This window comes from Banduia mediterranea (assembly GCF_031846245.1).
Classification (GTDB): Bacteria; Pseudomonadota; Gammaproteobacteria; order Nevskiales; family Nevskiaceae; genus Banduia; species Banduia mediterranea.
The window spans coordinates 16,667-38,432 of record NZ_JAVRIC010000017.1 but is presented as its reverse complement, the minus strand read 5'-3'; the positions used below and the strand labels follow the sequence as shown (position 1 = coordinate 38,432).

Genomic DNA, 21,766 nt, shown 5'->3' with positions numbered 1-21,766 from the left:
ATGATCGTAGCGTCGGCACCGTCCCGACCCACGTGGGCACGGCCTGCGGCCTTTGCCCACCCTCGAATTGCGCGAAACCGCTGCGCCTCATGACCACTGACCCAATCATCGCGATCCTCGTCAGCACCGTGGTCGCCGCCACGCCGCTGATCTACGCCGCGCTCGGCGAACTGGTCACCGAAAAGGCCGGCGTGCTCAACCTCGGCGTCGAGGGCATGATGCTGATCGGCGCGGTGGCGGCCTTCGCCGTCGGCCTGACGACCGGCAGCCTCGCGCTCGGCTATCTCGCCGCAATCGGCGCGGGCGTGCTGATGTCGCTGATCTTCGGCTTTCTCACGATTACCTTGCAGACCAACCAGGTCGCCACCGGCCTGGCGCTGACGCTGTTCGGCGTGGGCCTGTCCTCCTTCGCCGGGCGGCCCTTCGTCGGCCAGCCGATCACGCCGGTGCCGGCGCTGGATCTGCCGCTGCTGTCGGACATTCCGCTGCTCGGGCCGCTGCTGTTCAAGTACAACCTCGTGGTCTACGGCTCCATCGTGCTGTTCTTCGCGGTGCAGTGGTTCCTCACGCGCAGCCATTGGGGCCTGCTGACACGCGCGGTCGGCGAGGCGCCCGGCGTGGCCCATGCCATCGGCCGCCCGGTGGCCCTGGTGCGCTACGCCGCAGTGATGTTCGGCGGTGCCTGCAGCGGTGTCGCCGGGGCCTATCTGTCGACCGCGCTGACGCCGATGTGGGTGGAATCGATGAGTTCCGGCCGAGGCTGGATCGCGCTGGCGCTGGTGGTGTTCGCCACCTGGAAGCCGCTGCGCGTGCTGCTCGGCGCCTATCTGTTCGGCGGCGTCACCGTGCTGCAACTCTATGCCCAGGGCTTCGGTCTGGACGTGCCGTCCGAGTTCATGTCGATGCTGCCGTACCTCGCCACCATCGTGGTGCTGGTGCTGATCTGCCGCGACGGCAAGATCATCCTGCTCAACCAGCCGGCCGCGCTGGGCAAGCCCTTCCACCCGGACCTCTGAGGCGCGCATGGACGCCTATTTGTTCGAATGGTTGAGCCTGCTGGGTCGCTGGGTCCACGTGATCACCGGCATCGCCTGGATCGGTGCCTCGTTCTATTTCGTGTGGCTGGACAATCACCTGCTCAAACCGGCCGACCCGGCCGACGCCGCCAAGGGTGTCGGCGGCGAGCTGTGGTCGGTGCACGGCGGCGGCTTCTATCACGCGCAGAAGTACGCACTGGCACCGGCGCAAATGCCGGGATCGCTGCACTGGTTCTACTGGGAGGCGTACAGCACCTGGCTGTCCGGCTTCTTCCTGCTGTGCGTGCTGTACTACCGCTCGCCCGAGGTGTACATGATCGACCCCTCGGTCGCCGCGCTGGCCGGCTGGCAGGCGGTGGCGATCGGCCTGGGCACGCTGCTCGCGGGTTGGGCGGTGTATGACGGCCTGTGCCGCTCGCCGCTGGGCCGTAACGACAAGGCACTCGGCGCGGTGCTCGCGCTGCTGCTGTGCGCCGCCGCCTGGGGCCTGTGCCAGGTGTTCTCGGGACGCGGCGCCTTCCTGCATTTCGGCGCGATGATGGCGACGATCATGGCCGCCAACGTGCTGATGGTGATCATCCCGGGCCAGCGCAAAAACGTCGCCGCGATGGCGCGCGGCGAGGCGCCCAACCCGGTCTACGGCGAGCGCGGCAAGCAGCGTTCGGTGCACAACACCTATTTCACGCTGCCGGTGCTGTTCACGATGATCAGCAACCACTATGCGATGACCTACGGCGGCCCGCACAACTGGCTGGTGCTGATCGGCCTGTGCTTCGCCGGCGCCGCGATCCGCGCCTGGTTCGTCGCACGCCACAAGGCGCATGAACGCGGCGGCAAGACCTCGCCGCTGCCGGTGATCGTCGGCGTGCTGGCGATCCTGGTGGTACTCGTCGCGCTGCGGCCCACGCCGCCGGCAACGGCCAGGGACACGGCAGACGACAGCGCGGGCGCCGAAGCGGTCGAGGTTCCGGACTTCGAGCGCGCGCAGGCCATCGTCATCCAGCGCTGCGCCGGTTGCCACGCCGAACACCCGACCCAGCCCGGCTTCTACAGCCCGCCGCTGGGTATCGAACTCGACACGCCGGAGACGCTGCTGGCGCATCTCGAACCGGTGCGCCAGCAGGTCGCCAGCCGCGCCATGCCGATCGGCAATCTGACGAAGATGACCGACGCCGAGCGCGCTCAGCTGATCGCCTGGATCGACGCCGGAGCGCCGCAGCCGTGAACGCGCGATTGACCGCCCATCGCGGCGCGCTGCTGCACTTCCTCACCGACCCCGGCGAACACGACGAGGCCGGCGCCTACGAGTATTTCACCGATGGGCTGCTGCTGGTCGCCGACGGTCGCGTGCAGGGCCTCGGCCCAGCCGAAACATTACTGGCAACACTGCCGGCCGATGTCGAAATCGTCGAACACGGCAACGGCCTGCTGCTGCCGGGCTTCATCGATACCCATATCCACTACCCGCAGACCGAGATCATCGGTTCCGGCGGCCGTCAGTTGCTGGACTGGCTCAGCGACTACACCTTTCCGGCCGAGGCACGCTTCGGCGACGCCGCCTACGCGCGCGAGGTCGCGGACTTCTTTCTCGACGAACTGCTGCGCAACGGCACCACCACCGCGCTGGTGTTCGGCACCGTGCACAGGACCTCGGTCGACGCCTTCATGCAGGCCAGCCAGTCGCGCGGCCTGCGCATGATCGCCGGCAAGGCGATGATGGACCGCCACTGCCCCGAGAACCTGCGCGACACCGCCGCCTCCAGCGACCGCGACAACCGCGCGCTGATCGAGCGCTGGCACGGCACGGACCGCCTGCACTACGCGATCACCCCGCGCTTCGCCGTGACCTGCTCGGACGCGCAGATGCAGGCCGCCGGAACGCTTGCCGCCGAACAGCCGGACGTTTACGTGCACAGCCACCTCGCCGAGAACTTCGGCGAAATCGACTGGGTGCACGAACTGCATCCCTGGAGCCGCAGCTACCTCGACGTCTACGACCGTTACGGTCTGGTGCGCGAACGCTCGGTCTACGCCCACTGCCTGCACCTGGACGACACCGACCGCGCGCGCCTGCACGAGGCCGAAGCCGGCATCGCCTTCTGCCCCACCTCCAACCTCTACCTCGGCAGCGGCCTGTTCGACCTCGCCGCCACCGACGCCGCCGGTGTGCGCTTCGGCATGGGCACGGACGTGGGCGGCGGCACCAGCTTTTCGATGCTGCGCACGCTCGGCGAAGCCTACAAGGTGGCGCAGCTGCGGCAGCAGACCCTGACCCCACTGCGCGCCTTCTATCTGGCGACGCTGGGCGGCGCGCGCGTGCTGCACCTGGATGATCGCATCGGCTCGTTCCGCAGCGGTAACGAAGCCGACTTCGTGGTTCTCGACCTTGCCGCCACGCCCTTGCTGGCGCGGCGCAGCGCACAGGCACGCACACTCGACGAGACGCTGCGGCTGGCGATGACGCTGGGCGACGACCGCGCGATTCGGCGGTGTTATGTCATGGGAGAAGCCGTGGAGAGGGCGGCCTGAATGATGAAAACAGAATCAATGAACCGTTCCGACCACTGCGACCGTTCCGTAGGGTGGGCAAAGGGCGCAGCCCGTGCCCACGCGGTTCGCCGCGCCCCGAACGCGTGGGCACGCTGCGCTTTGCCAGCCCTACGGTTGATCGCGAACCGCGACAGCAACACCGGAGCCACCGCATGAGCGCCGAAATCGCCGGCGTCACGCTGCGCCGCCCCACGCGCAGCAAACGCCCGCCGACCGCGGACGTCACCGCCGAAAGCGATGTTGATCAGGCCTACGAACGCATCTGCGAAGCGATCATGGACCACAGCCTGCCGCCCGAAACGCGGCTGGTCGAAACCAAGCTGTGCGAGATCTTCTCGCTGGGGCGCACGCGTGTGCGACAGGTCTTGCAACGCCTGGCGAATGAGCGTCTGGTGACGCTGATGCCGAACCGCGGTGCGGTGGTGTGCAAGCCGACCACGCAGGACGCGCTGGACGTGTTCGAGGCGCGGCGCCTGCTGGAAGCCGGCATCGTCGCCAAGTTCGTCGAGGTCGCCACCGATGCGGATATCCAGCGCGTGCGCGCGATGCTCGAAGCCGAGCAGGATGCCTGGCTGCGCCGCGACCGGCGCGCGATGATCCGCCTGTCTGGCGAGTTCCATCTGCTGCTGGCGGAAATCGCGGGCAACCACACGCTGCTCGAACTGCTGCGCGAGCTGGTCTCGCGATCCTCGCTGATCGTCGCCGTCTACCAGGCATCCGGTGCTTCGAGCTGCCCGCCCGACGAACACGAGACGCTCTACCAGGCTCTGCTGGCGCGCAGCGCGAAGGCCCCGAAGCTGATGCTCGAACACCTCGACCACGTACTCGGCGACTTGCAGCTCGAAGAACCCGAAACCCCGGGCGTCGATCTCTACAGTGTGCTGGCACCACCGGCGCGTGTCTGACCCCACCGAAGCCGACCGTGAATCCTGACTTCCGAGATCCGAACTACCCCCGCGACCTGATCGGCTACGGCCGCAGGCCGCCACATCCGCAGTGGCCCGGTGGTGCACGCATCGCCGTGCAGTTCGTGCTCAATTTCGAAGAGGGCTCGGAGAACTCGGTGCTGCACGGCGACGCCGCTTCGGAAACCTTCCTCTCGGAAATGTATGACCCGCAGGCCTTTCCGATGCGCCACCAGAGCATCGAATCGCTCTACGAATACGGCACGCGCGCCGGCTTCTGGCGTGTGCTGCGTCTGTTCGAATCGCGCGGCCTGCCGCTGACGGTCTTCGGCGTGGCGATGGCACTGGCGCGCCACCCGGAGGCGCTGGCCGCCTGCCGCGAACTCGGCTTTGAGATCGCCTGCCACGGACTGCGCTGGATCAACTACCAACTGATCGACGAAGCCACCGAGCGCGCGCACATGGCCGAAGCCGTGAACATCCTGCGCACACTCACTGGCGAGGCGCCGCAGGGCTGGTACACCGGCCGCGACAGCCCCAACACGCGCAGGCTGGTGGTCGAGCACGGTGGCTTCGTCTATGACGCGGATTCCTATGCAGACGACCTGCCGTACTGGACGCAGGTAGACACCGCGCAAGGCGTAAAGCCGCATCTGGTGGTGCCGTACACACTGGATACCAACGACATGCGCTTCGCCAGCCCGCAGGGCTTCGCCACCGGCACCCAGTTCTTCGAACACCTGCGCGATGCCTTCGACGTGCTCTACGCAGAAGGCGACCCCAAGGGACTGAACGCGCCGAAGATGCTGTCGATCGGCCTGCACAACCGCATCGTCGGCCGGCCGGCGCGAATGGCGGCGTTGGCACGCTTCGTCGATCACGTGCAGGCGCACGAGGACGTGTGGGTGTGCCGCCGCATCGACATCGCGCGGCACTGGATCGAGCGCTTCCCGGCGGAGACGGCAGCGTGAACACGGACCCGCGCATCGAACTGGGCGCGCTCAACCGCGCGGCGGCTGCCGAATTTTCGGCGCAGCTCGCCGGCATCTACGAACACTCACCATGGATCGCCGAACGCACGGCGGCAGCGCGACCGTTCAGCTCGCGTCTGGAGTTGCTGGCCGCGATGCAGGCAGTGGTGCTGGCCGCCACGACGGACGAACAGCTGGCGCTGGTGCGCGCGCATCCGGAACTGGCCGGCAAGGCCGCGGTGCGCGGCGAACTCACGGCTGAATCCACGCGCGAGCAGGCCGGCGCCGGCCTGTCCGAATGCAGCGCCGAGGAATTCGCGCGTTTGCAGACACTCAACAGCGACTACAACACGCGCTTCGGCTTTCCGTTCGTGCTCGCGGTCAAGGGCCATGACCGCGCCTCGGTGCTGCGCGCCTTCGAGCAGCGTCTGCGCAACGAACCCGCGGACGAGTTGGCGACCGCGCTCGCGCAAATCGAACGCATCGCCGAATTCCGCCTCGCCGAGCGCGTGCGCGAGCCGATGGGCGAAAGCATTCTCGCCATGGCCGATCATCTGCGTCAGTACTCCGACGACGCCGACGCGCTGAGCTGCACCTATCTCGGCGCAGCGCATCGCGCGACCGCGCAGCGACTCTGCGACTGGATGCGTGCGGCCGGCCTGCAGGCGCAGATCGACGCCATCGGCAATGTCGTCGGCCGCTGGTCCTGCGGCCGCCCGAACGCGAAGACGCTGCTGATGGGCTCGCACTACGACACCGTGGTCAATGGCGGTGCCTACGACGGACGCCTCGGCATCCTGCTGCCGATCGCCGTGGTCGAGCACCTGCGGCACAGCGGCGTGAGGCTGGACTACGATCTGGAAATCATCGGCTTCGGCGACGAGGAAGGCGTGCGCTTCGGCTCCACCTATCTCGGCAGCCGCGCGATCACCGGCCAGTTCGACTCGGGCCTGCTCGATCGGCAGGACGCGGACGGCATCAGCCTGCGCGCAGCGCTGCTCGGTGCCGGACTCGATCCGCAGGCGATTCCCGCGCTGGCGCGCGACCCCGAATCGCTGCTCGGCTATCTGGAAGTCCACATCGAACAGGGCCCGCAGTTGCTGGACGAGGACCTGCCGCTGGGCGTGGTCACGGCGATCAACGGCAGCCAGCGCTTTTTGATCCAAATCGAGGGCACCGCCGGCCACGCCGGCACCGTGCCCATGCACCTGCGCCACGATGCCGCGGCGGCGGCCGCCGAAATCCTGCTGCACACCGAAAAGCGCTGCGCCGGCGTTGCCGGCCTGGTCGGCACCGTCGGCCGGCTGCAGGTGCCGGGCGGCGCGGTCAACGTGATCCCCGGCCGCTGCGAACTGTCGCTGGACGTGCGCGCGCCCGAGGACGCCACGCGCGACGCCGCCGTCGCGGACCTGCTCGCCGAGATCGAGCGCATCGGCGCCCGGCGTGGTGTGCGCATCGAACTCGAAGAAGTGCTCAAGGGCGCGGCCACGCCCTGCGCGCCGATGATCCGCCAGGCCCTGGCCGACAGTATCCGCCGCGTCACCGGCCGCGACGCCGTGCGCCAACTGGCCAGCGGCGCCGGTCACGACGCCGTGCCGATAGCGGCGTTGACGCAGGCCGGCATGCTGTTCGTGCGCTGCGGCAACGGTGGCATCAGCCACCATCCCGATGAGACGCTCAGCGTACTCGACGCCGACGTCGCCGCGCTCGTGGTCGCCGATTTTCTCGTGCGCCTCGAGGCCCCATGACGACTCCGGCAATGATCGACGATCGAACCCGTGACGCACTCGCCGCCCAGGTCGAAACCGACTTCCCGGCGGCCTGCGATTTTCTCGCCCAACTGGTGCGCATTCCCACCGACAACCCGCCGGGCGACTGCGCGGCGCATGCGCTCAAGGCGGCGGCACTGCTGCGCGAACTCGGTCTTGAAGTGGAGGAATATCCGGTGCCGGAGGCCGTGACCCGCGCGGCCGGGATGATCTCCTCCACCAACCTGATCGTGCGCCAGCGCTTCGGCGACGGTGGCCCCTGCATCGCGCTCAACGCGCACGGCGACGTGGTGCCGCCGGGCCGCGGCTGGACGCAAGACCCCTACGGCGCCGCCATCGTCGAAGACCCACAGCATGGTCCGGTGATGCTTGGCCGCGGCGTCGCCGTCAGCAAGTCCGATTTCGCGACTTACACCTACGCGCTGCTGGCCCTGAAAAACCTCGCCGCCAGCGGTGCGGCGCTCAAGGGCAGTATCGAACTGCACTTCACCTACGACGAGGAGGTCGGCGGTGACATTGGTCCGCGCCGCCTGCTGGAACAGGGACTGAGCAAGCCCGACCTCGCGCTCGGCGCTGGCTTCGCCTACGCCGTGACCACGGCGCACAACGGCTGCCTGCATCTGGAAGTGACGGTGCACGGCAAGCAGGGCCATGCGGCGATGCCGCAATCCGGCGTCGATGCACTGGCCGCGGCAACGACGATCCTGCAGGCGCTGTACGCCTCGCGCGACGAACTCGCGACGCGCCACTCGCACACCCACGGCATCGATCACCCCACGCTCAACGTCGGTTTGATCGAGGGCGGCATCAACACCAACGTGGTGCCGGACCTTGTGCGCTTTCGCATCGACCGCCGCATGATTCCGGAGGAAGCGCCGCACGCCGTCGAAACCGAACTGCGTCAGCTGATCGAATCCACGGCCGGCGCCATCCCCGGCATACGCATCGAACTGCGCCGTCTGCTGCTGGCGCTGCCGCTGGTCAAGCTGCCGGGTGCGGACCGGCTCTGCGAGAGCCTGCAACGGCATGGCGGATACTTCCTCGGCACCGCCGTCGTCGAACACGGCGTGCCGCTGTACACCGACGCGCGCCACTACACCGCCGCCGGCATTCCCACCGTGCTCTATGGCGCCGGCCCGCGCACATTGGGCGAGGCCAACGGCCACGCCGCCGACGAATGCCTGCGCCTGAACGACCTCAAGGCGGCGACGCAGACCGTGGCCTGCGCGTTGGCGGAATGGCTGCTCGATTGAACGCTTGAATGCCACCGACAAGGCTAAGATGCCGCGATGAATTCACTCCGCGCCGCAATGCCACCCACCCATGCCGACGGGTTCTTCCAGTGGCTGGGCAATATTCTCGGCAGCCTCATTCGCTTCATCGTCGAGGCTCTGGCAACGGTCCTCGGCTTCATCCGCGGGGCGATCTCGGATTTCGTGAGCGGGGTCGCACAGGCCCTGGGCATCAGCGATTCCACCGTCGGGCTGGTACCTCTGATCGTGGGCCTGCTATTGCTCTATGCGGCGCTGCGCGCCTACATGAAACGCGCATTCGTCAGCGGTACGTTGTACCTGCTGATCGGCCTCAGTCTGCTGAGTTGGTTGATCGGCACCTGATCGGCAGCGCGCTCGGCGTGGCATTCGGCAACATTCTGATCGGCGTGGCGGTCGGCGCGGCCATGGGGGCCGGTCTGTCGCGACGGCGATAGGGGCTGCGTCCTACACGTCCTACAGCCTTCGGGTTCGATGCCGCGTCCGCCTGTCGGTCGAATCCTGCGTTTTGACGCTTGTCCGAATCGGTTTACAGGGACAGCCTGGATTTGCCGACCCGTCTTCAACCGCAGCAGGCACGGAATCTGTCCGGCCCGGACCGCGCGCGACGCGCTCGGACGCCCTCATGGTCCTGGTGGCCATCAAGCCGGGTGACGCCCGTGGATGACGCCGTGTCACGCACTGACTACAATGGACGCCGGTTCCATCCCTCCGGCCGTTCAACTTGAACGCACGTCTCAGACATTCCGGCACAGCCCTGTACCTCGCGCTCGTCGCCGTGATGATGAATGTCCTGCTTCCGCAGGGCTTCATGCTGGGCCCGGCGGACGGCGGTGAGCACCGCATCGGTCTGATCCTGTGCAACGGCGGCGGTCCGCAGTTCTCGCCGGACGTCGGCGACGCGGCGCACGCCGACCACCATCTCATGCTGACTCAGTCCTGCGCCTTCGCCCATGCGGCGATGCCGGGTCTACCAAGCGTCGATCTCTCCTTGTTCTCGTCGGCACCGCTGCCATTCGCGGCAACGGTGCCACCCTCGCGCCTGCGCGTCGCCGACAGCCGGCCGCGCCCGCCCGCCACCGGGCCTCCCGCTCTCGCCTGAAGCCTTCGGTCCCTGTCGCGGACCGCACCCGCTGCCCATCAGCGCCGCGTTGGCCCGACGCCGCGCGCGCCGGCCGGCGCCTTTCCGTATGCAACCGACTGACTCGGTGCGCATCGCGCGCCGGGTTCAACGAGACGCTCATGACTATTCGCAAGAATCCGTATGCACCGGCATCGCGCCTGTGCCTGGTCGCCGTCGCGGCCGCCTGCCTGTACCACGCCCCGGCTTTTGCCGGGGAGCCCTTCGAACTGCCGATGACCCTGATCGAAGGCAGCGAGGCTGAATCGGCCCTCAACCAGGGCCGCCTGACCCGCGAGGACCTTGATCGCGCCGCCGCCTCCAGCAGTGACGTCGCCGAGCTGCTGCGCAGCATTCCCGGCGTGTCGGCCAACGGCGCCGGCGGCTTTTCGAGCCTGCCGAGCATTCACGGCCTCAACGACGATCGCGTGCGCGTGGTCATCGACGGCGTGGCGATCGACAATGCCTGTCCCAATCACATGAACCCGCCGCTGTCGTACACCGACCCGCAGACGATCGCCACGATCAACGTCATCGCCGGCATCACGCCGGTGAGTCTCGGCGGCGACAGCATCGGCGGCACCATCGCCGTGGAATCGGCCGAACCCCGCTTCGCGGACATCGGCGAGCGCCTGTTCGCCGGCCAGGCGGGCGCCTTCTATCGCAGCAACGGCGATGTTGGCGGCGGCCAGCTCGGCGCCATGCTCGCCTCCGACCGCTATCACCTCGCTTACTCGGCTTCCGGCGTTCGTTCGCACAACTACGAGGGCGGCGACGGCGACGGCGAAGTCCGCTCCACCGAGTACGAGAAGCTCGACCAGACCCTGAAACTGGCGATGCGCACCGCCCGCGGACTGGTCGAACTCGACGGCAGCCTCCAGCATTCGCCGTACGAGGGATTTCCGAATCAGTACATGGACATGAGCTTCAACCGCTCGGCGCAGGGCGCGCTGCGCTATCGCGGCAGCTACGACTGGGGAACGCTGGACACGCGTGCCTACTATCGCGACACCGAGCACGAAATGAACTTCCTGGCCGACAAGGGCGGAACCGCGAACGGCGGCATGCCGATGGTCACGCGCGTGCGCAGCGCCGGCTATCGGGTCTCGGGCGACATCGAACTGTCGCCGCGCGACAGCCTGCGCGTCGGCAACGAACTGCAGCGCCAGACCCTGAACGACTACTGGCCCGCGGTCGAAGGCAGCATGATGATGGGGCCAGACACCTATGTGAACGTCAACGATGCCTATCGCACGCGCCTGGGCAGTTTCGCCGAGTGGCAGGCGCGCTGGAGCGCGAGCTGGACCACACTGCTCGGCGTTCGCAACGATATCGTGTGGATGAACACCGGCGACGTGCAGCCGTATTCAACCACCAGCATGATGAGCGCCGCCGACGCGGCGGCGGCCGAGGCCTTCAATGCCGTCGATCATGACCGGCAGGACAGCCATCTCGACCTCAGTGCGCTGGCGCGCTACCAGGCCAGCGAACAACTGACGCTGGAACTCGGCTATGCGCGGAAAACGCGATCCCCCAACCTCTACGAACGCTACGCCTGGGGTCGCGGTTCAATGTCCAGCCGCATGATCGGCTGGTACGGCGACGGCAACGGCTATGTCGGCAATCTCGAACTCGAACCCGAAACCGCCGATACCTTCAGCGCCAGCGCCCGCCTGCAGGGCGGCGCGATCCATCCTTGGCAGGTCGAACTCACACCGTACTACACCCGCGTGCACGACTACATCGACGCGATGCCGCTCGCCGAGCTGTCCAACGGCTTTTCGCAGCTGCAACTGGTCAACCAGTCGGCCGAGCTCTATGGCGTGGACCTGTCGGCCGCGCGCCATCTGTTCGCCTCGCAAACCTGGGGCGGCGCCAGCGCCGAGCTGGCCGCATCCTGGGTTCGCGGCAAGAACCGCGAGGATGGCGGATCGCTCTACCACCAGATGCCACCCAACGCGGTACTGACGCTGCAGCACCAGCTCGGCGCCTGGGAAAACCGCCTGCGCGTGGAGGCCGTGGCTGCCAAGACCCGCGTCGATGACACCCGCGTCGAACCCGAAACTGGCGGCTACACCCTCATCGGCCTGGCCACGGCCTACCGCTGGCAGTCCTGGCGTCTGGAACTGGGTGTGGACAATCTCCTCGACAAGGCCTACACGCTGCCGCTGGGCGGCCAGTCTCTCGGAGACTTCGACGCCACCGGCGTGTTACGCCCGGTACCGGGCCGTGGCCGCTCGATCAACATCGGCGTGACGATGAACTTCTGACGGCCATGCCCAGAGGCACCGGAAAAATGAATCCTACGCTGGGAGCGATCAGCCTCACCCCACCACCCGCTCCGCAGGTGGTCCTCATGAATCACCTGCGGCATGGTCGTTGCCCTCATACGCCGCTCGCAGCCGCGAGCGGCCCCCCTCTCTCTCCCCGCAAGCGGGCGAGGGTCGGTCGGCATCACGCCGCGCGTGATTCACGCTAACCTATGGCACAAGGCCCAGTCGGCCGAACCGGTAAAAGTGTCTGCTCCGGCATGGCGACACCGATTCGGCGGATAGGCATCCAGGCACGCGCCGTGACGCAAACCCCCACGGACTACCCAAGGAGACCAACATGCCCAGCCTCAAGGTCAACGGCCAGATCCACGAAGTCGAGGTCGATTCCGATACCCCGCTGCTGTGGGTTTTGCGCGACGAACTGGGCCTGACCGGCACCAAGTTCGGCTGCGGCATCGCCCAGTGCGGCGCCTGCACCGTGCACGTCAACGGCTCTCCGCTGCGCGCCTGCTCGGCGCCGTACTCGATCGCGCAGAACGCCGAAATCACCACCATCGAGGGCTTGTCGTCGAAGGCCGCCAAGGCGGTGCAGGCAGCCTGGGTCGAACTCGACGTGGTGCAATGCGGCTACTGCCAGTCCGGTCAGATCATGTCGGCGGTGGCGCTGCTGGAGCAGATTCCGAAACCGACCGACGACGACATCGATGGCGCGATGGCCGGCAACATCTGCCGCTGCGCGACCTATCAACGCATTCGCGCCGCGATTCATCGCGCCGCAGAACAGATGACGGCCTGAGGACGACGCGCCATGAAATTTCTGGACTCCAATACCCTGGCTCGCGAACTCCACATGCTCGGTGGCGGGCTCGACCGGCGCAGTTTTCTCAAGTCCACCGGTGCCGTCGGACTGGTCATGGGCGTTTATCTCGCATCGCCCGGCCGCGCACGCGCGGCGCAAACGGCCGACACTCAATTCGCGCCGAACGCCTTTGTGCGCATCGCGCCCGACGACACGGTGACGCTGGTCGTCAAGCATCACGAGATGGGCCAGGGCGTGACCACGGGCCTGACCACGATTCTCGCCGAGGAACTCGACGCCGATCTCGCCCGCGTCCAAGCGGAGTACGCTCCCGCCAATGCCAAGCTCTACGGCAACCTCAACATGGGGGGCATGCAGGGCACCGGCGGCTCGACCGCGATCGCCAATTCCTGGATGCAGATGCGTCATGCCGGCGCCACCGCGCGGGCGATGCTGGTGGAGGCCGCAGCCAGGCGCTGGGGGGTTCCGGCGAAGCAGATCTCGGTGAGCAAGGGCGTGGTGTCGGGCGGCGGCAACTCCGCCACATTCGGCGAGCTGGCCGAGGATGCGGCGACGCTGCAGCCGCCGAAGAACGCACCGCTCAAGGACCCGTCGAAGTTCGTCTACGTCGGCAAGCGCAATACGCATCGTCTGGATTCCCCGGCCAAGTGCAACGGCACGGCGACCTACACGATCGACGTGAAACTCCCCGGTCTGCTGACGGCGGTGATCGCGCGACCACCGGCATTCGGTGCCAGCCTCAAGTCCTTCGACGCAGCCGAGGCGCTCAAGCTCAGCGGTGTCGTCGATGTCGTGAAGGTTCCCGAAGGCGTGGCGGTGGTCGCAAAGTCGATGTGGCCAGCCCTGAAGGCACGCAAGCTGCTGAAGCTGGAATGGGACCGCAGCGGCGCCGGCCCGGCGTCGAGCGAGGCGCTCTACGAGGAATACGAAGCGATGACCGACCAGGCCGGCGCCGTCGTCGTGGCCTCGGACAAGACCCAGAGCGGACTCGACGGTGCCAAGATCACTCTCGATGCGGTGTACCGCCTGCCATACCTCGCACACGCCTCAATGGAGCCGATGAATTGCGTGGCCTGGCTGCACGACGGGAAGCTGGAAACCTGGGGCGGCCACCAATTCCCGTCGATAGACCTTCCCAAGGCGGCCGGGGCCGCCGGGCTCAAGCCCGAACAAGTTTCACTCAATCCCCTGATCTCGGGCGGCAGCTTCGGCAGGCGCGCCAATGCCTGGGCCGACTTCACGGTGGAAGCCGTCAACGTCGCCAAGGCGATGAAACAGAAGAGCGGGAGCGAAGTGCCGATTCGGGTGCAGTGGAGTCGCGAGGATGACATGCAGGGCGGCCTCTACCGCCCGCTGTACGTCCACAAGGCGAAGATCGGTCTCGACGGTGAAGGCGCCATCACCGCGTGGCAGCACAGCATCGTCGGCCAGTCGATCATGGGCGCCACGGACATCATGGCCGGCAACGTCAAAAACGGCGTGGACGAATCGACCAGCGAAGGGATCGAACCCACGCCCTACGCAATTCCGGCGTTCTCGGTGACCATGCATTCGCCGAAGCAGGCGGTGCGTCCGCTGTGGTGGCGTTCGGTCGGCAACACGCATACCGGTTTCGTCATGGAAACCCTGATGGACGAACTGGCCGAAAAGGCCGGACGCGACCCTGTGGAATTCCGCCTGGCGCTGCTCGACGAAGCGCCGCGCATGGCCGGCGTGCTCAAGCTGGCGGCCGAGAAGTCCGGCTGGGGCAACAAGCCCGAAGCCGGCCGCGCGCTCGGCGTGGCCGTGCATTTCTCGTTCGACTCCTACGTCGCGCACGTGGCCGAAGTCTCGATCGGCAAGGACGGCCTGCCGCGCGTGCATCGCCTCACCGTCGCCGTGGACTGCGGTGTTCCGGTCAACCCCGACCAGATTGCGGCGCAGATGGAAGGCGGCGCGGGCTTTGCCCTGGCCGCCGCGCTGTACGGCGAGATCACGATCGAGAACGGTGTGCCCAAACAGAGCAACTTCCACGATTACAAAGTATTGCGGATTCCCGAGATGCCGAAGGTGGAGGTGCACATCGTGCCGTCGCAGGAGCAGCCCACCGGCGTCGGTGAACCCGGCGTGCCGCCGTTGGCGCCGGCCGTGGCCAATGCGGTGTACAAGCTCACCGGCAAACGCGTACGTCAACTGCCATTCACGCGCGCCGGGCTGACCAAGGCCTGATGCCCGAAACGACGCCGCGCATCCCGGCCGGCACGCGCATGGCGGACTGGCCGGACTGGCCGGAGTACGGCCTGGTCGACGATCTGCTGCCGACGCTGGAGCGCTGGCTCGCCGACGGCCGCCGCTTCGCGCTGGCCACGCTCGTCGAGATCGAGGGCTCCTCGCCGCGCCCTCTGGGCTCCGAAATGGCGATCAATGATCTCGGTGAATGCGCCGGCTACGTCTCGGGCGGTTGCGTCGAGGCCGAAGTGGCGCAGCAGGCTCTGGACGTGCTCGCCGACGGCGAACCGCGCTATCTCGACTACGGCGCCGGCAGCCCGGTGCTGGACATCCAGCTCGCCTGCGGCGGCCGCATCGGGATTCTGGTGCGAACGCTGCGCGATGCGTCAGCGCAGGTCGCGCGATGGCGCCAGACGCGCGATGCGCGGCGTCCGCTGACGGTGGTCACCGACTGGAGCGTCGGGCAGCGCAAAGGCGAGATCGCCCGACAGCATCGGCCGACCACGCGGCTGGTGATCGCCGGCGGCGACCCCGTCAGCCTGGCCTTGGCGCGACTGGCCGATGCCTTCGGCTTCGAGATCGTACTGCTGCGGCCCAACGGCCCCGAAGCGCCGCCGCAGGGCATTCGGCTGCTCGCCTACGACCGCCGCCCGATCGAACAGGCGCTGGGCGACCTGAAGCTCGACACCTGGTGCACGGTCTATACATTGACGCACGACGCCGATACCGACCACGCCGTGCTGATGCACGCCCTGGATTCGCCGGCGTTCTGCATCGGTGCGCTCGGTAGCCGGCGCAAGTCCGAACTGCGCCTGCAGCGCCTGCTCGACGCCGGGCTAACTCGCGAACAGCTCGCACGTCTGCACACCCCGGCCGGTCTGCCGATCGGCGGTTCGACGCCGCAGGAAATCGCCCTGTCGATCCTGGCGCAGATCGTCGCCGCGCGTGCCTGAGCGCTTCGCGGTCGTGGTGCTAGCCGCCGGTCGCTCACGCCGCTTCGGGCCACGCAACAAGCTGCTGCAACCTCACCGTGGGCGGCCGCTGGTCGGCGCACCGGTCGCCGCTGCGCTGCGCTCGCAAGGCTCGCCGGTGATCGTCGTCACCGGCCATCAGCAGCGCGCCCTGCGGCGGGCAATGCTGCCCTGGCGGGTGCGGCTTCGGCTCGTATTCAACCGGCGCCATGCCAGCGGCATGGCGAGTTCGCTGCAACGCGGCCTCGCCGCCGTGCCGGCCGACCGCGACGGCGCCGTCATCGTGCTGGCTGACATGCCGGCACTGCGCGCACACGATATCGACCGCCTCATTTTTTCATGGCAAACCGGCGATTCGGCGGTGGTGCCGGTCAGTGGCGGGCGGCGCGCCAATCCGGTCTTGCTGCATCGCCGCCTGTTCGCGCCGCTGGCGGCGCTGCGGGGCGACCGCGGCGCGCGCGGCCTGCTCGAACGGCTCGACAGCGTGCGCGAAATCGCCGCGCCGGATGATCTGCTGCGCGATATCGACACACCGCGCGACTGGCGCTCACGCTGAGCCACACACCTGGTCGTAGAGGCCCGCCAGACGTTCGTTGATCTGCTCCACGCTGCGCGCGTGCTCGGCCTCCACCGAGCGGAACAGATTCACCAGACGCACTCCGGCTTCGGTCAATACCGCGCCGCCGCCGCCACGCCCTCCGGTGGCGCGAGAGACCACCGGCGCGGCCGCCCGCTGGTTCATGGCATCGACGGCATCCCAGGCCGCTCGGTAGCTCATGCGCATGGCCATCGCCGCCTGACGGATGGAGCCGGTTTCGGCGATGCGCTCCAACAACTCGATGCGCCCGCGCCCGGCCAGACTCTTGTCGCCGACCATCAGCCAGAAGTTGGAGCGTATGGAGAACTGGGAACCGGACATCGGATTTTCTGCACGGGCGGAACAGGCGTTATATATACTTGGGAACAACGAATCACGCACGCTTTCCAAAACCAGACCTCGAACGCCGAGCCTTGAACATCGACCCGACCCTCCGCGAATCCGTGACCGGCGCCGTCCTTGCCGGCGGTCGCGGCCTGCGCGTGGGCGGCCGCGACAAGGGCCTGATCCTGTGGCGTGGCCGCCCCCTGGCGGAGCAGGTCGCCGCAGTTCTGGCGCCGCAGGTGGCAACGCTGCTGATCAGCGCCAACCGCAACCTCGAACGCTACCGCGCCTACGGGTTCACGGTCGTCAGCGACGAGGGTGACGGCGACTATCAGGGTCCCCTCGCCGGCATGCTCGCGGTCGCCGGCGCCGCCGATACCCGCTGGATCGTCTGCGCGCCCTGCGACGTGCCGCAACTGCCGCCGAACCTGGTCTCCCGGCTGATCGGCGCCGCACGGGACGCACGCGTCGCTGCGGCCTATGCCGTGTGCGGCGATGCGCTGTATCCGCTGTGCGTCTTCGAGCGCGCGCTGATTGCCTCGCTCAACGAAGCCGCCACCCGCAACGATCGCTCCGTGCGCGGATTCCTGCAGCGCAACAACGCCGCACGCGCGGACTTTTCGGACTGCGGCCTGCGCAATCTGAATACACCACAAGCGCTGGAGGCGGCGTGAACGCGCCGCTGCCCGTCAATGCCCTGCATCCGCAGCTCGCCGACGCGCGCGGACGCATCAAGCGCAAGCTGCGCCTGTCGCTGACCGACCGCTGCAATTTCCGCTGCCATTACTGCATGCCCGAGCATCCGAAATGGCTGCCGAAACCGGAGATTCTGGACCGCGCGGAAATGCTGCAACTGGTGCGCCTGTTCGTGACCGAACTGGGTATGCGCGAACTGCGTCTGACCGGTGGCGAACCGCTGCTGCGCAAGGATGTGGTCGAGCTGGTCGCGGACTTCGATACCCTGCGCACCGAAGGCCTGGAACGCATCGCCATGACCAGCAACGCCTCGCGACTGGTGCAGCTGGCGCAGCCGCTGGCCGACGCCGGGCTGGACGATCTCAACATCAGCATCGACGCGATTCGCGCGGATCGGTTCCGCGAACTGACGCGCGCCGACATCGGCCCGGTGCTGGCCGGCATCGACGCCGCGCGCGCGGCCGGCATTCCGGTCAAGCTCAACTGCGTGGCGATCCGCGACTACAACGACGACGAATTGCTGCCGCTGGCGCGCTGGGCGATGGAACAGGACCTGCCGCTGCGCTTCATCGAATTCATGCCCCTGGACGGTCGCGGCGACTGGCGCGCAGAGCGCGTCATCGGCGAAGCCGAAATCCTGGAACGCCTGGCCCGGCAACACCACATCGAACGCCTGCCGAGAACCAACGAACCGGCCACCTACTACCGGTTGGACGATCGCCACAGCATCGGCATCATCTCCACCGTCACCAACCCGTTCTGCACCAGCTGCGACCGGGTGCGCCTGAGCAGCACCGGCGGCCTCTACAACTGCCTGTTTTCGCCCACCGCGCTGGACCTGCGCGAACCGCTGCGCGCCGGTGCCGACGCCGCCGCCATGCTGGCCTCGATTCGCGGGCATGTGTGGAACAAGGAAGCCGGATACGCGGAGAAGCCGGGCTATGTGGAGCGGCCGATCACGATGCACCATCTTGGAGGCTAGGCGTGTCTACCGATGCAGCAAGCTCGGTGACCCGGTTTTTCTCCCTCTCCCTCCGGGAGAAGGGAGACCGTCGCGTCAGCAAAGCGAAGCGTCCCCACCGTGTGGCCAGACACAAACGCGCGAACCCATCGACATGAACATCCAAATCCAGTTCTGGGGCGTCGCCGCCCGCCTTGCCGGCACCGAGCGCCGGGAACTCGCGCTGCCCGAGTCGGCAACCGTTGCCGACGCTGCCGCGGTGATCGCCGGCTCCGCCGAGCTGGCGCGCGAACTCAAGCGCTGCGCCTTCGCGATCGGTGACGATCTGGTGCCGCGCAGCCATGCTCTGAAGAACGGCGATACGCTCGCTGTGTTGCCACCCGTCTCCGGAGGCTGAAGATGGATTCGCCACGTCCCGATACCCCGACCGAACACCACATCCGCAGCACGCCGCTGTCGCTGGACGCGATGCTGGCCGATACCGAGCGTGACGATTGTGGCGCGCTGGCGATCTTCGCCGGCACCGTGCGCAATCATCACGAAGGCAAGCCGGTGACGCACCTGGTCTACACCGCGCATGCGGCACTGTGCGAAAAGCTGATCGCCGGCATCGAGGCCGAAACGCGCGAGCGTTTCGGCGTACCGGTGTGTCGCATCCAGCACCGCATCGGCGAGCTTGGCGTCGGCCAGAACGCGATCCTGGTGGTGGTGCGTTCGCCGCACCGGGCCGAAGCCTTCGCCGCGCTGCGCCATGCGGTCGATGCCACCAAGCACCGCGCGCCGATCTGGAAGGAGGAGTTCTACGCAGACGGCAGCAGCGCCTTCGTCACCGGCTGCTGCATCGCCCCGGACGGCGAAGCGGACGCGCACGATCATTCCCACGAACACGAGCACACGCATGCGTGACATCACCCTGAAGCCGACCACCCTGCGCAGCGCCCGTGCCGCCGGCTACGTGCGATTGCCGCCTGAGACGATCGCCGTGGTGCGCAGCGGCGAGGTCGAGAAAGGCGACGTCTGCGGCGCCGCCAAGCTGGCCGGGATGATGGCGGTCAAGCGCACGCCGGACCTGTTGCCGCACTGCCATCCGATCGGCGTGCTCAAGACCGAAATGGAGGCGCAGGTCGTGGACGACGGCATCGAATTGGCGGCAGAGGTACAGACAATCGCCGCGACCGGCGTGGAAATGGAAGCGCTCACCGCCGTCTCCATCGCTGCGCTCACGGTCTACGACATGCTCAAGGCCTACGCACCGGCCGAGGCGATGAAGATCGGCAATATCCGCCTGCTCCAGAAGAAAGGCGGGAAGTCGCATTTCAAGCGTGCGCTCAAGGATGCTCTGGGTGGTGCGCGAGCCGCGGTGCTGGTGCTGTCGGACACCGTCGCCGCCGGCAGGAAGCCGGACACCGCCGGTGCTTCGGTACGCGACCGGCTGGCCGAGGCCGGCTTCGACATCGTCGCCTACGACATCGCGCCGGACGAGCCCGAGCAGATTCGCGCCTGGGTGCAGGCCTGGATCGAGAACAAGGCGGACTTCGTGGTCACCGTCGGCGGCACCGGCTTGGGCCCACGCGACAAGACCGTGGAAGCGGTCCAGCCGCTACTCACAACCGAACTGCCCGGCTTCATGGAGACGGCGCGCGCCTTCGGTCAGGCCCGCACGCCCTACGCCATGCTGTCGCGCGGCATTGCCGGCCTGTCGGGCAGCACCTTCGTCGCCACCTTTCCCGGCTCGCGCAAGGGCGCCGAGGAAACCCTGGCGGCGGTGTTGCCGGGGCTGGTTCATTTGATCGAGGTGTGCCGCATCGCAAGACCGCACGAGGGCGGCTACGAATGAAGTCTCGGCTGCGAGCATCGGCCTGGCTGATGCTGACGCTGCCGGGCTTCGCCGCACAGGCCGCAGACGCCACGATCGCGGTGGCGGCCAATTTCGCGGCGCCCGTGGAACAGTTGGTCGAGGCGTTCGAACAGCAGACCGGCCACAGCCTGCGCGTGTCCAGCGGATCCACCGGCAGCCTGTACACGCTGATCACACAAGGTGCCCCGTTCGACTTGTTGATCGCCGCAGATCAGGCGCGCCCGCAGCGGCTGATCGACGAAGAGCTGGCGGTACGCGAAACACGCTGCACCTACGCCGTCGGCCGGTTGGTGCTGTGGAGCCGCGACGCCGACCGCATCGGCGACGATCCCAAACCGGCGCTGACCGACAGCGCCCTGCGCCATCTCGCGATCGCCAACCCAGACACTGCACCCTACGGTGCGGCGGCGCGCGAAGTGCTGACAAGACTCGGGGTCTGGACCCAGCTGCAATCCAGGCTCGTACGGGGCATGGACATCGGCCAGACTTACCACATGGTCGCCACCGCCAATGCCGAACTGGGCTTCGTCGCTGCATCCTCGCTCGCCGCCGCGGGTGACGAAGCCGGCGGCAGCCGCTGGACCGTACCGGACGATCTGCACACGCCGCTGGCACAGGATGCGGTGTTGCTGAAGCGCGGGCGCGACAACGCGGCGGCCATCGGCTTTCTACGCTATCTCGGCAGCGAGAATGCGCAGCGCAGCATTCGCCGTTTCGGCTACGAGATCGCCGCGGACGCGGCCTGTCCCAGCTAAACGGCCATGGCCGATCTCGAACCGATCTGGCTCACGCTGAAACTGGCGGCCGCCACTGTCATCGCCCTGCTGATCGTGGGCACGCCGATGGCCTGGTGGCTGGCGCATACCCGTAGCAAGGCTCGCGTCTGGATCGAATCGGCGGTAGCCATGCCGCTGGTGTTGCCGCCGACGATACTCGGCTTCTATCTGCTGATCGTGCTCGGTCCCAAGGGACCGCTCGGCAGCCTGTGGGTGGACCTGACCGGAGGCACGCTGACGTTTTCCTTCAGTGGCCTGGTGCTGGCCTCGGTGTTCTATTCGCTGCCGTTCGTGGTGCAACCCTTGCAGACCGCCTTCGAGGCGATCGGTCGCAGGCCGCTGGAAGCGGCGTGGACGCTCGGCGCGTCCCGGCTCGATGCGTTCTTCACGGTCGCGCTGCCGCTGGCGAAGCGCGGCTTTCTGACGGCGGCGGTACTGGGCTTTGCTCACACCCTCGGCGAATTCGGCGTGGTGCTGATGGTCGGCGGCAGCATCCCGCAGGAAACACGCGTGGTCTCGATCGCGATCTTCGAAGCCGTGGAACGCCACGACTATGCGGCGGCCCATCAGCTTTCGGCATTGATCGTGCTCGTATCCTATGTGGTGCTGATGGTGGTCTACGGACTCAATCGGCGCTTCCCGATGGTGGTCCGCTGAA

22 protein-coding genes are annotated in these 21,766 nt (G+C 67.5%); 21 read left to right on the top strand and 1 reads right to left on the bottom strand.

Annotated elements, in window-relative coordinates:
• Positions 1–89 precede the first annotated feature (89 nt).
• The 14 genes from RM530_RS12150 (at position 90) to RM530_RS12085 (ending at position 16,451) form a co-directional block, all read left to right on the top strand.
• Complete coding sequence (locus tag RM530_RS12150; RefSeq protein WP_311365502.1) at positions 90–1,016, top strand: ABC transporter permease; 927 nt, start codon at positions 90–92, stop codon at positions 1,014–1,016.
• Positions 1,017–1,023: 7 nt separating this feature from the next.
• Positions 1,024–2,262: a urate hydroxylase PuuD gene (locus RM530_RS12145; RefSeq protein WP_311365501.1), complete on the top strand. Its 1,239-nt coding sequence runs from the start codon at positions 1,024–1,026 to the stop codon at positions 2,260–2,262.
• Positions 2,259–3,566 carry a guanine deaminase gene (guaD, locus tag RM530_RS12140; protein ID WP_311365500.1) on the top strand — a complete coding sequence of 436 codons (1,308 nt, stop codon included), beginning with the start codon at positions 2,259–2,261 and terminating at the stop codon, positions 3,564–3,566. Before RM530_RS12145 ends, guaD begins: the two co-directional genes overlap by 4 nt.
• A gap of 173 nt (positions 3,567–3,739) precedes the next feature.
• Positions 3,740–4,492 carry a GntR family transcriptional regulator gene (locus RM530_RS12135; RefSeq protein WP_311365499.1) on the top strand — a complete coding sequence of 251 codons (753 nt, stop codon included), beginning with the start codon at positions 3,740–3,742 and terminating at the stop codon, positions 4,490–4,492.
• A gap of 17 nt (positions 4,493–4,509) precedes the next feature.
• Complete coding sequence (gene puuE, locus RM530_RS12130) at positions 4,510–5,463, top strand: allantoinase PuuE (RefSeq protein ID WP_311365498.1); 954 nt, start codon at positions 4,510–4,512, stop codon at positions 5,461–5,463.
• Complete coding sequence (locus RM530_RS12125; protein WP_311365497.1) at positions 5,460–7,211, top strand: allantoate amidohydrolase; 1,752 nt, start codon at positions 5,460–5,462, stop codon at positions 7,209–7,211. The genes puuE and RM530_RS12125 overlap by 4 nt, the downstream gene beginning before the upstream one ends.
• On the top strand, positions 7,208–8,485 hold the full coding sequence (locus tag RM530_RS12120) for a M20/M25/M40 family metallo-hydrolase (protein ID WP_311365496.1): 1,278 nt from the start codon (positions 7,208–7,210) through the stop codon (positions 8,483–8,485). The genes RM530_RS12125 and RM530_RS12120 overlap by 4 nt, the downstream gene beginning before the upstream one ends.
• Before the next feature lie 36 nt (positions 8,486–8,521).
• Positions 8,522–8,848 carry a hypothetical protein gene (locus RM530_RS12115; protein ID WP_311365495.1) on the top strand — a complete coding sequence of 109 codons (327 nt, stop codon included), beginning with the start codon at positions 8,522–8,524 and terminating at the stop codon, positions 8,846–8,848.
• A gap of 379 nt (positions 8,849–9,227) precedes the next feature.
• The gene (locus RM530_RS12110; RefSeq protein ID WP_311365494.1) at positions 9,228–9,605 is read left to right on the top strand and encodes a DUF2946 family protein; all 378 of its coding nucleotides are present in this window, start codon (positions 9,228–9,230) and stop codon (positions 9,603–9,605) included.
• A gap of 140 nt (positions 9,606–9,745) precedes the next feature.
• Positions 9,746–11,893 carry a TonB-dependent receptor gene (locus RM530_RS12105; RefSeq protein ID WP_311365493.1) on the top strand — a complete coding sequence of 716 codons (2,148 nt, stop codon included), beginning with the start codon at positions 9,746–9,748 and terminating at the stop codon, positions 11,891–11,893.
• A gap of 340 nt (positions 11,894–12,233) precedes the next feature.
• On the top strand, positions 12,234–12,692 hold the full coding sequence (locus RM530_RS12100) for a (2Fe-2S)-binding protein (protein ID WP_311365492.1): 459 nt from the start codon (positions 12,234–12,236) through the stop codon (positions 12,690–12,692).
• A gap of 54 nt (positions 12,693–12,746) precedes the next feature.
• Complete coding sequence (locus RM530_RS12095) at positions 12,747–14,924, top strand: xanthine dehydrogenase family protein molybdopterin-binding subunit (protein WP_349256230.1); 2,178 nt, start codon at positions 12,747–12,749, stop codon at positions 14,922–14,924.
• Positions 14,924–15,877 carry an XdhC family protein gene (locus RM530_RS12090; protein WP_311365490.1) on the top strand — a complete coding sequence of 318 codons (954 nt, stop codon included), beginning with the start codon at positions 14,924–14,926 and terminating at the stop codon, positions 15,875–15,877. Before RM530_RS12095 ends, RM530_RS12090 begins: the two co-directional genes overlap by 1 nt.
• Entirely contained in the window at positions 15,870–16,451 is a 582-nt protein-coding gene (locus RM530_RS12085) for a nucleotidyltransferase family protein (RefSeq protein WP_311365489.1), read from the top strand. Before RM530_RS12090 ends, RM530_RS12085 begins: the two co-directional genes overlap by 8 nt.
• Here RM530_RS12085 and RM530_RS12080 read toward each other — a convergent pair.
• Positions 16,443–16,814, bottom strand: coding sequence for a winged helix-turn-helix domain-containing protein (locus RM530_RS12080; RefSeq protein WP_311365488.1), 372 nt, complete (start codon positions 16,812–16,814; stop codon positions 16,443–16,445). The two genes, RM530_RS12085 and RM530_RS12080, sit on opposite strands and share 9 nt — an antisense overlap.
• Positions 16,815–16,906: 92 nt before the next feature.
• Here RM530_RS12080 and mobA point away from each other — a divergent pair, with 92 nt between their 5' ends.
• The 7 genes from mobA (at position 16,907) to modB (ending at position 21,765) form a co-directional block, all read left to right on the top strand.
• Positions 16,907–17,491 (top strand): molybdenum cofactor guanylyltransferase MobA, encoded by a 585-nt coding sequence (mobA, locus tag RM530_RS12075; RefSeq protein ID WP_311365487.1) that lies wholly within the window; start codon positions 16,907–16,909, stop codon positions 17,489–17,491.
• Positions 17,488–18,495, top strand: coding sequence for a GTP 3',8-cyclase MoaA (gene moaA, locus RM530_RS12070; protein WP_311365486.1), 1,008 nt, complete (start codon positions 17,488–17,490; stop codon positions 18,493–18,495). Before mobA ends, moaA begins: the two co-directional genes overlap by 4 nt.
• A gap of 133 nt (positions 18,496–18,628) precedes the next feature.
• Positions 18,629–18,871, top strand: coding sequence for a MoaD/ThiS family protein (locus tag RM530_RS12065; RefSeq protein WP_311365485.1), 243 nt, complete (start codon positions 18,629–18,631; stop codon positions 18,869–18,871).
• Positions 18,872–18,873: 2 nt separating this feature from the next.
• The gene (locus tag RM530_RS12060; protein WP_311365484.1) at positions 18,874–19,380 is read left to right on the top strand and encodes a molybdenum cofactor biosynthesis protein MoaE; all 507 of its coding nucleotides are present in this window, start codon (positions 18,874–18,876) and stop codon (positions 19,378–19,380) included.
• A complete protein-coding gene (moaCB, locus tag RM530_RS12055; protein WP_311365483.1) occupies positions 19,373–20,311 on the top strand; it encodes a bifunctional molybdenum cofactor biosynthesis protein MoaC/MoaB in 939 nt (312 codons plus the stop codon). The genes RM530_RS12060 and moaCB overlap by 8 nt, the downstream gene beginning before the upstream one ends.
• Entirely contained in the window at positions 20,308–21,087 is a 780-nt protein-coding gene (gene modA, locus RM530_RS12050) for a molybdate ABC transporter substrate-binding protein (protein WP_311365482.1), read from the top strand. Before moaCB ends, modA begins: the two co-directional genes overlap by 4 nt.
• 6 nt (positions 21,088–21,093) lie before the next feature.
• Positions 21,094–21,765: a molybdate ABC transporter permease subunit gene (gene modB, locus RM530_RS12045; protein WP_311365481.1), complete on the top strand. Its 672-nt coding sequence runs from the start codon at positions 21,094–21,096 to the stop codon at positions 21,763–21,765.
• The last annotated feature ends 1 nt before the right edge of the window (position 21,766 follow it).

What these genes read in the sequence shown, in the direction of transcription:
- RM530_RS12145 (WP_311365501.1), top strand. Translation starts at nt 1,024, where the DNA reads ATGGACGCCTATTTGTTCGAATGGTTGAGCCTGCTGGGTCGCTGGGTC.
- RM530_RS12105 (WP_311365493.1), top strand. Translation starts at nt 9,746, where the DNA reads ATGACTATTCGCAAGAATCCGTATGCACCGGCATCGCGCCTGTGCCTG.
- RM530_RS12060 (WP_311365484.1), top strand. Translation starts at nt 18,874, where the DNA reads ATGGATTCGCCACGTCCCGATACCCCGACCGAACACCACATCCGCAGC.
- RM530_RS12115 (WP_311365495.1), top strand. Translation starts at nt 8,522, where the DNA reads ATGAATTCACTCCGCGCCGCAATGCCACCCACCCATGCCGACGGGTTC.
- RM530_RS12080 (WP_311365488.1), bottom strand. Translation starts at nt 16,814, where the DNA reads ATGTCCGGTTCCCAGTTCTCCATACGCTCCAACTTCTGGCTGATGGTC.
- moaCB (WP_311365483.1), top strand. Translation starts at nt 19,373, where the DNA reads ATGCGTGACATCACCCTGAAGCCGACCACCCTGCGCAGCGCCCGTGCC.
- RM530_RS12100 (WP_311365492.1), top strand. Translation starts at nt 12,234, where the DNA reads ATGCCCAGCCTCAAGGTCAACGGCCAGATCCACGAAGTCGAGGTCGAT.
- RM530_RS12150 (WP_311365502.1), top strand. Translation starts at nt 90, where the DNA reads ATGACCACTGACCCAATCATCGCGATCCTCGTCAGCACCGTGGTCGCC.
- RM530_RS12095 (WP_349256230.1), top strand. Translation starts at nt 12,747, where the DNA reads ATGCTCGGTGGCGGGCTCGACCGGCGCAGTTTTCTCAAGTCCACCGGT.
- RM530_RS12090 (WP_311365490.1), top strand. Translation starts at nt 14,924, where the DNA reads ATGCCCGAAACGACGCCGCGCATCCCGGCCGGCACGCGCATGGCGGAC.
- RM530_RS12065 (WP_311365485.1), top strand. Translation starts at nt 18,629, where the DNA reads ATGAACATCCAAATCCAGTTCTGGGGCGTCGCCGCCCGCCTTGCCGGC.
- RM530_RS12120 (WP_311365496.1), top strand. Translation starts at nt 7,208, where the DNA reads ATGACGACTCCGGCAATGATCGACGATCGAACCCGTGACGCACTCGCC.
- modA (WP_311365482.1), top strand. Translation starts at nt 20,308, where the DNA reads ATGAAGTCTCGGCTGCGAGCATCGGCCTGGCTGATGCTGACGCTGCCG.
- modB (WP_311365481.1), top strand. Translation starts at nt 21,094, where the DNA reads ATGGCCGATCTCGAACCGATCTGGCTCACGCTGAAACTGGCGGCCGCC.
- RM530_RS12135 (WP_311365499.1), top strand. Translation starts at nt 3,740, where the DNA reads ATGAGCGCCGAAATCGCCGGCGTCACGCTGCGCCGCCCCACGCGCAGC.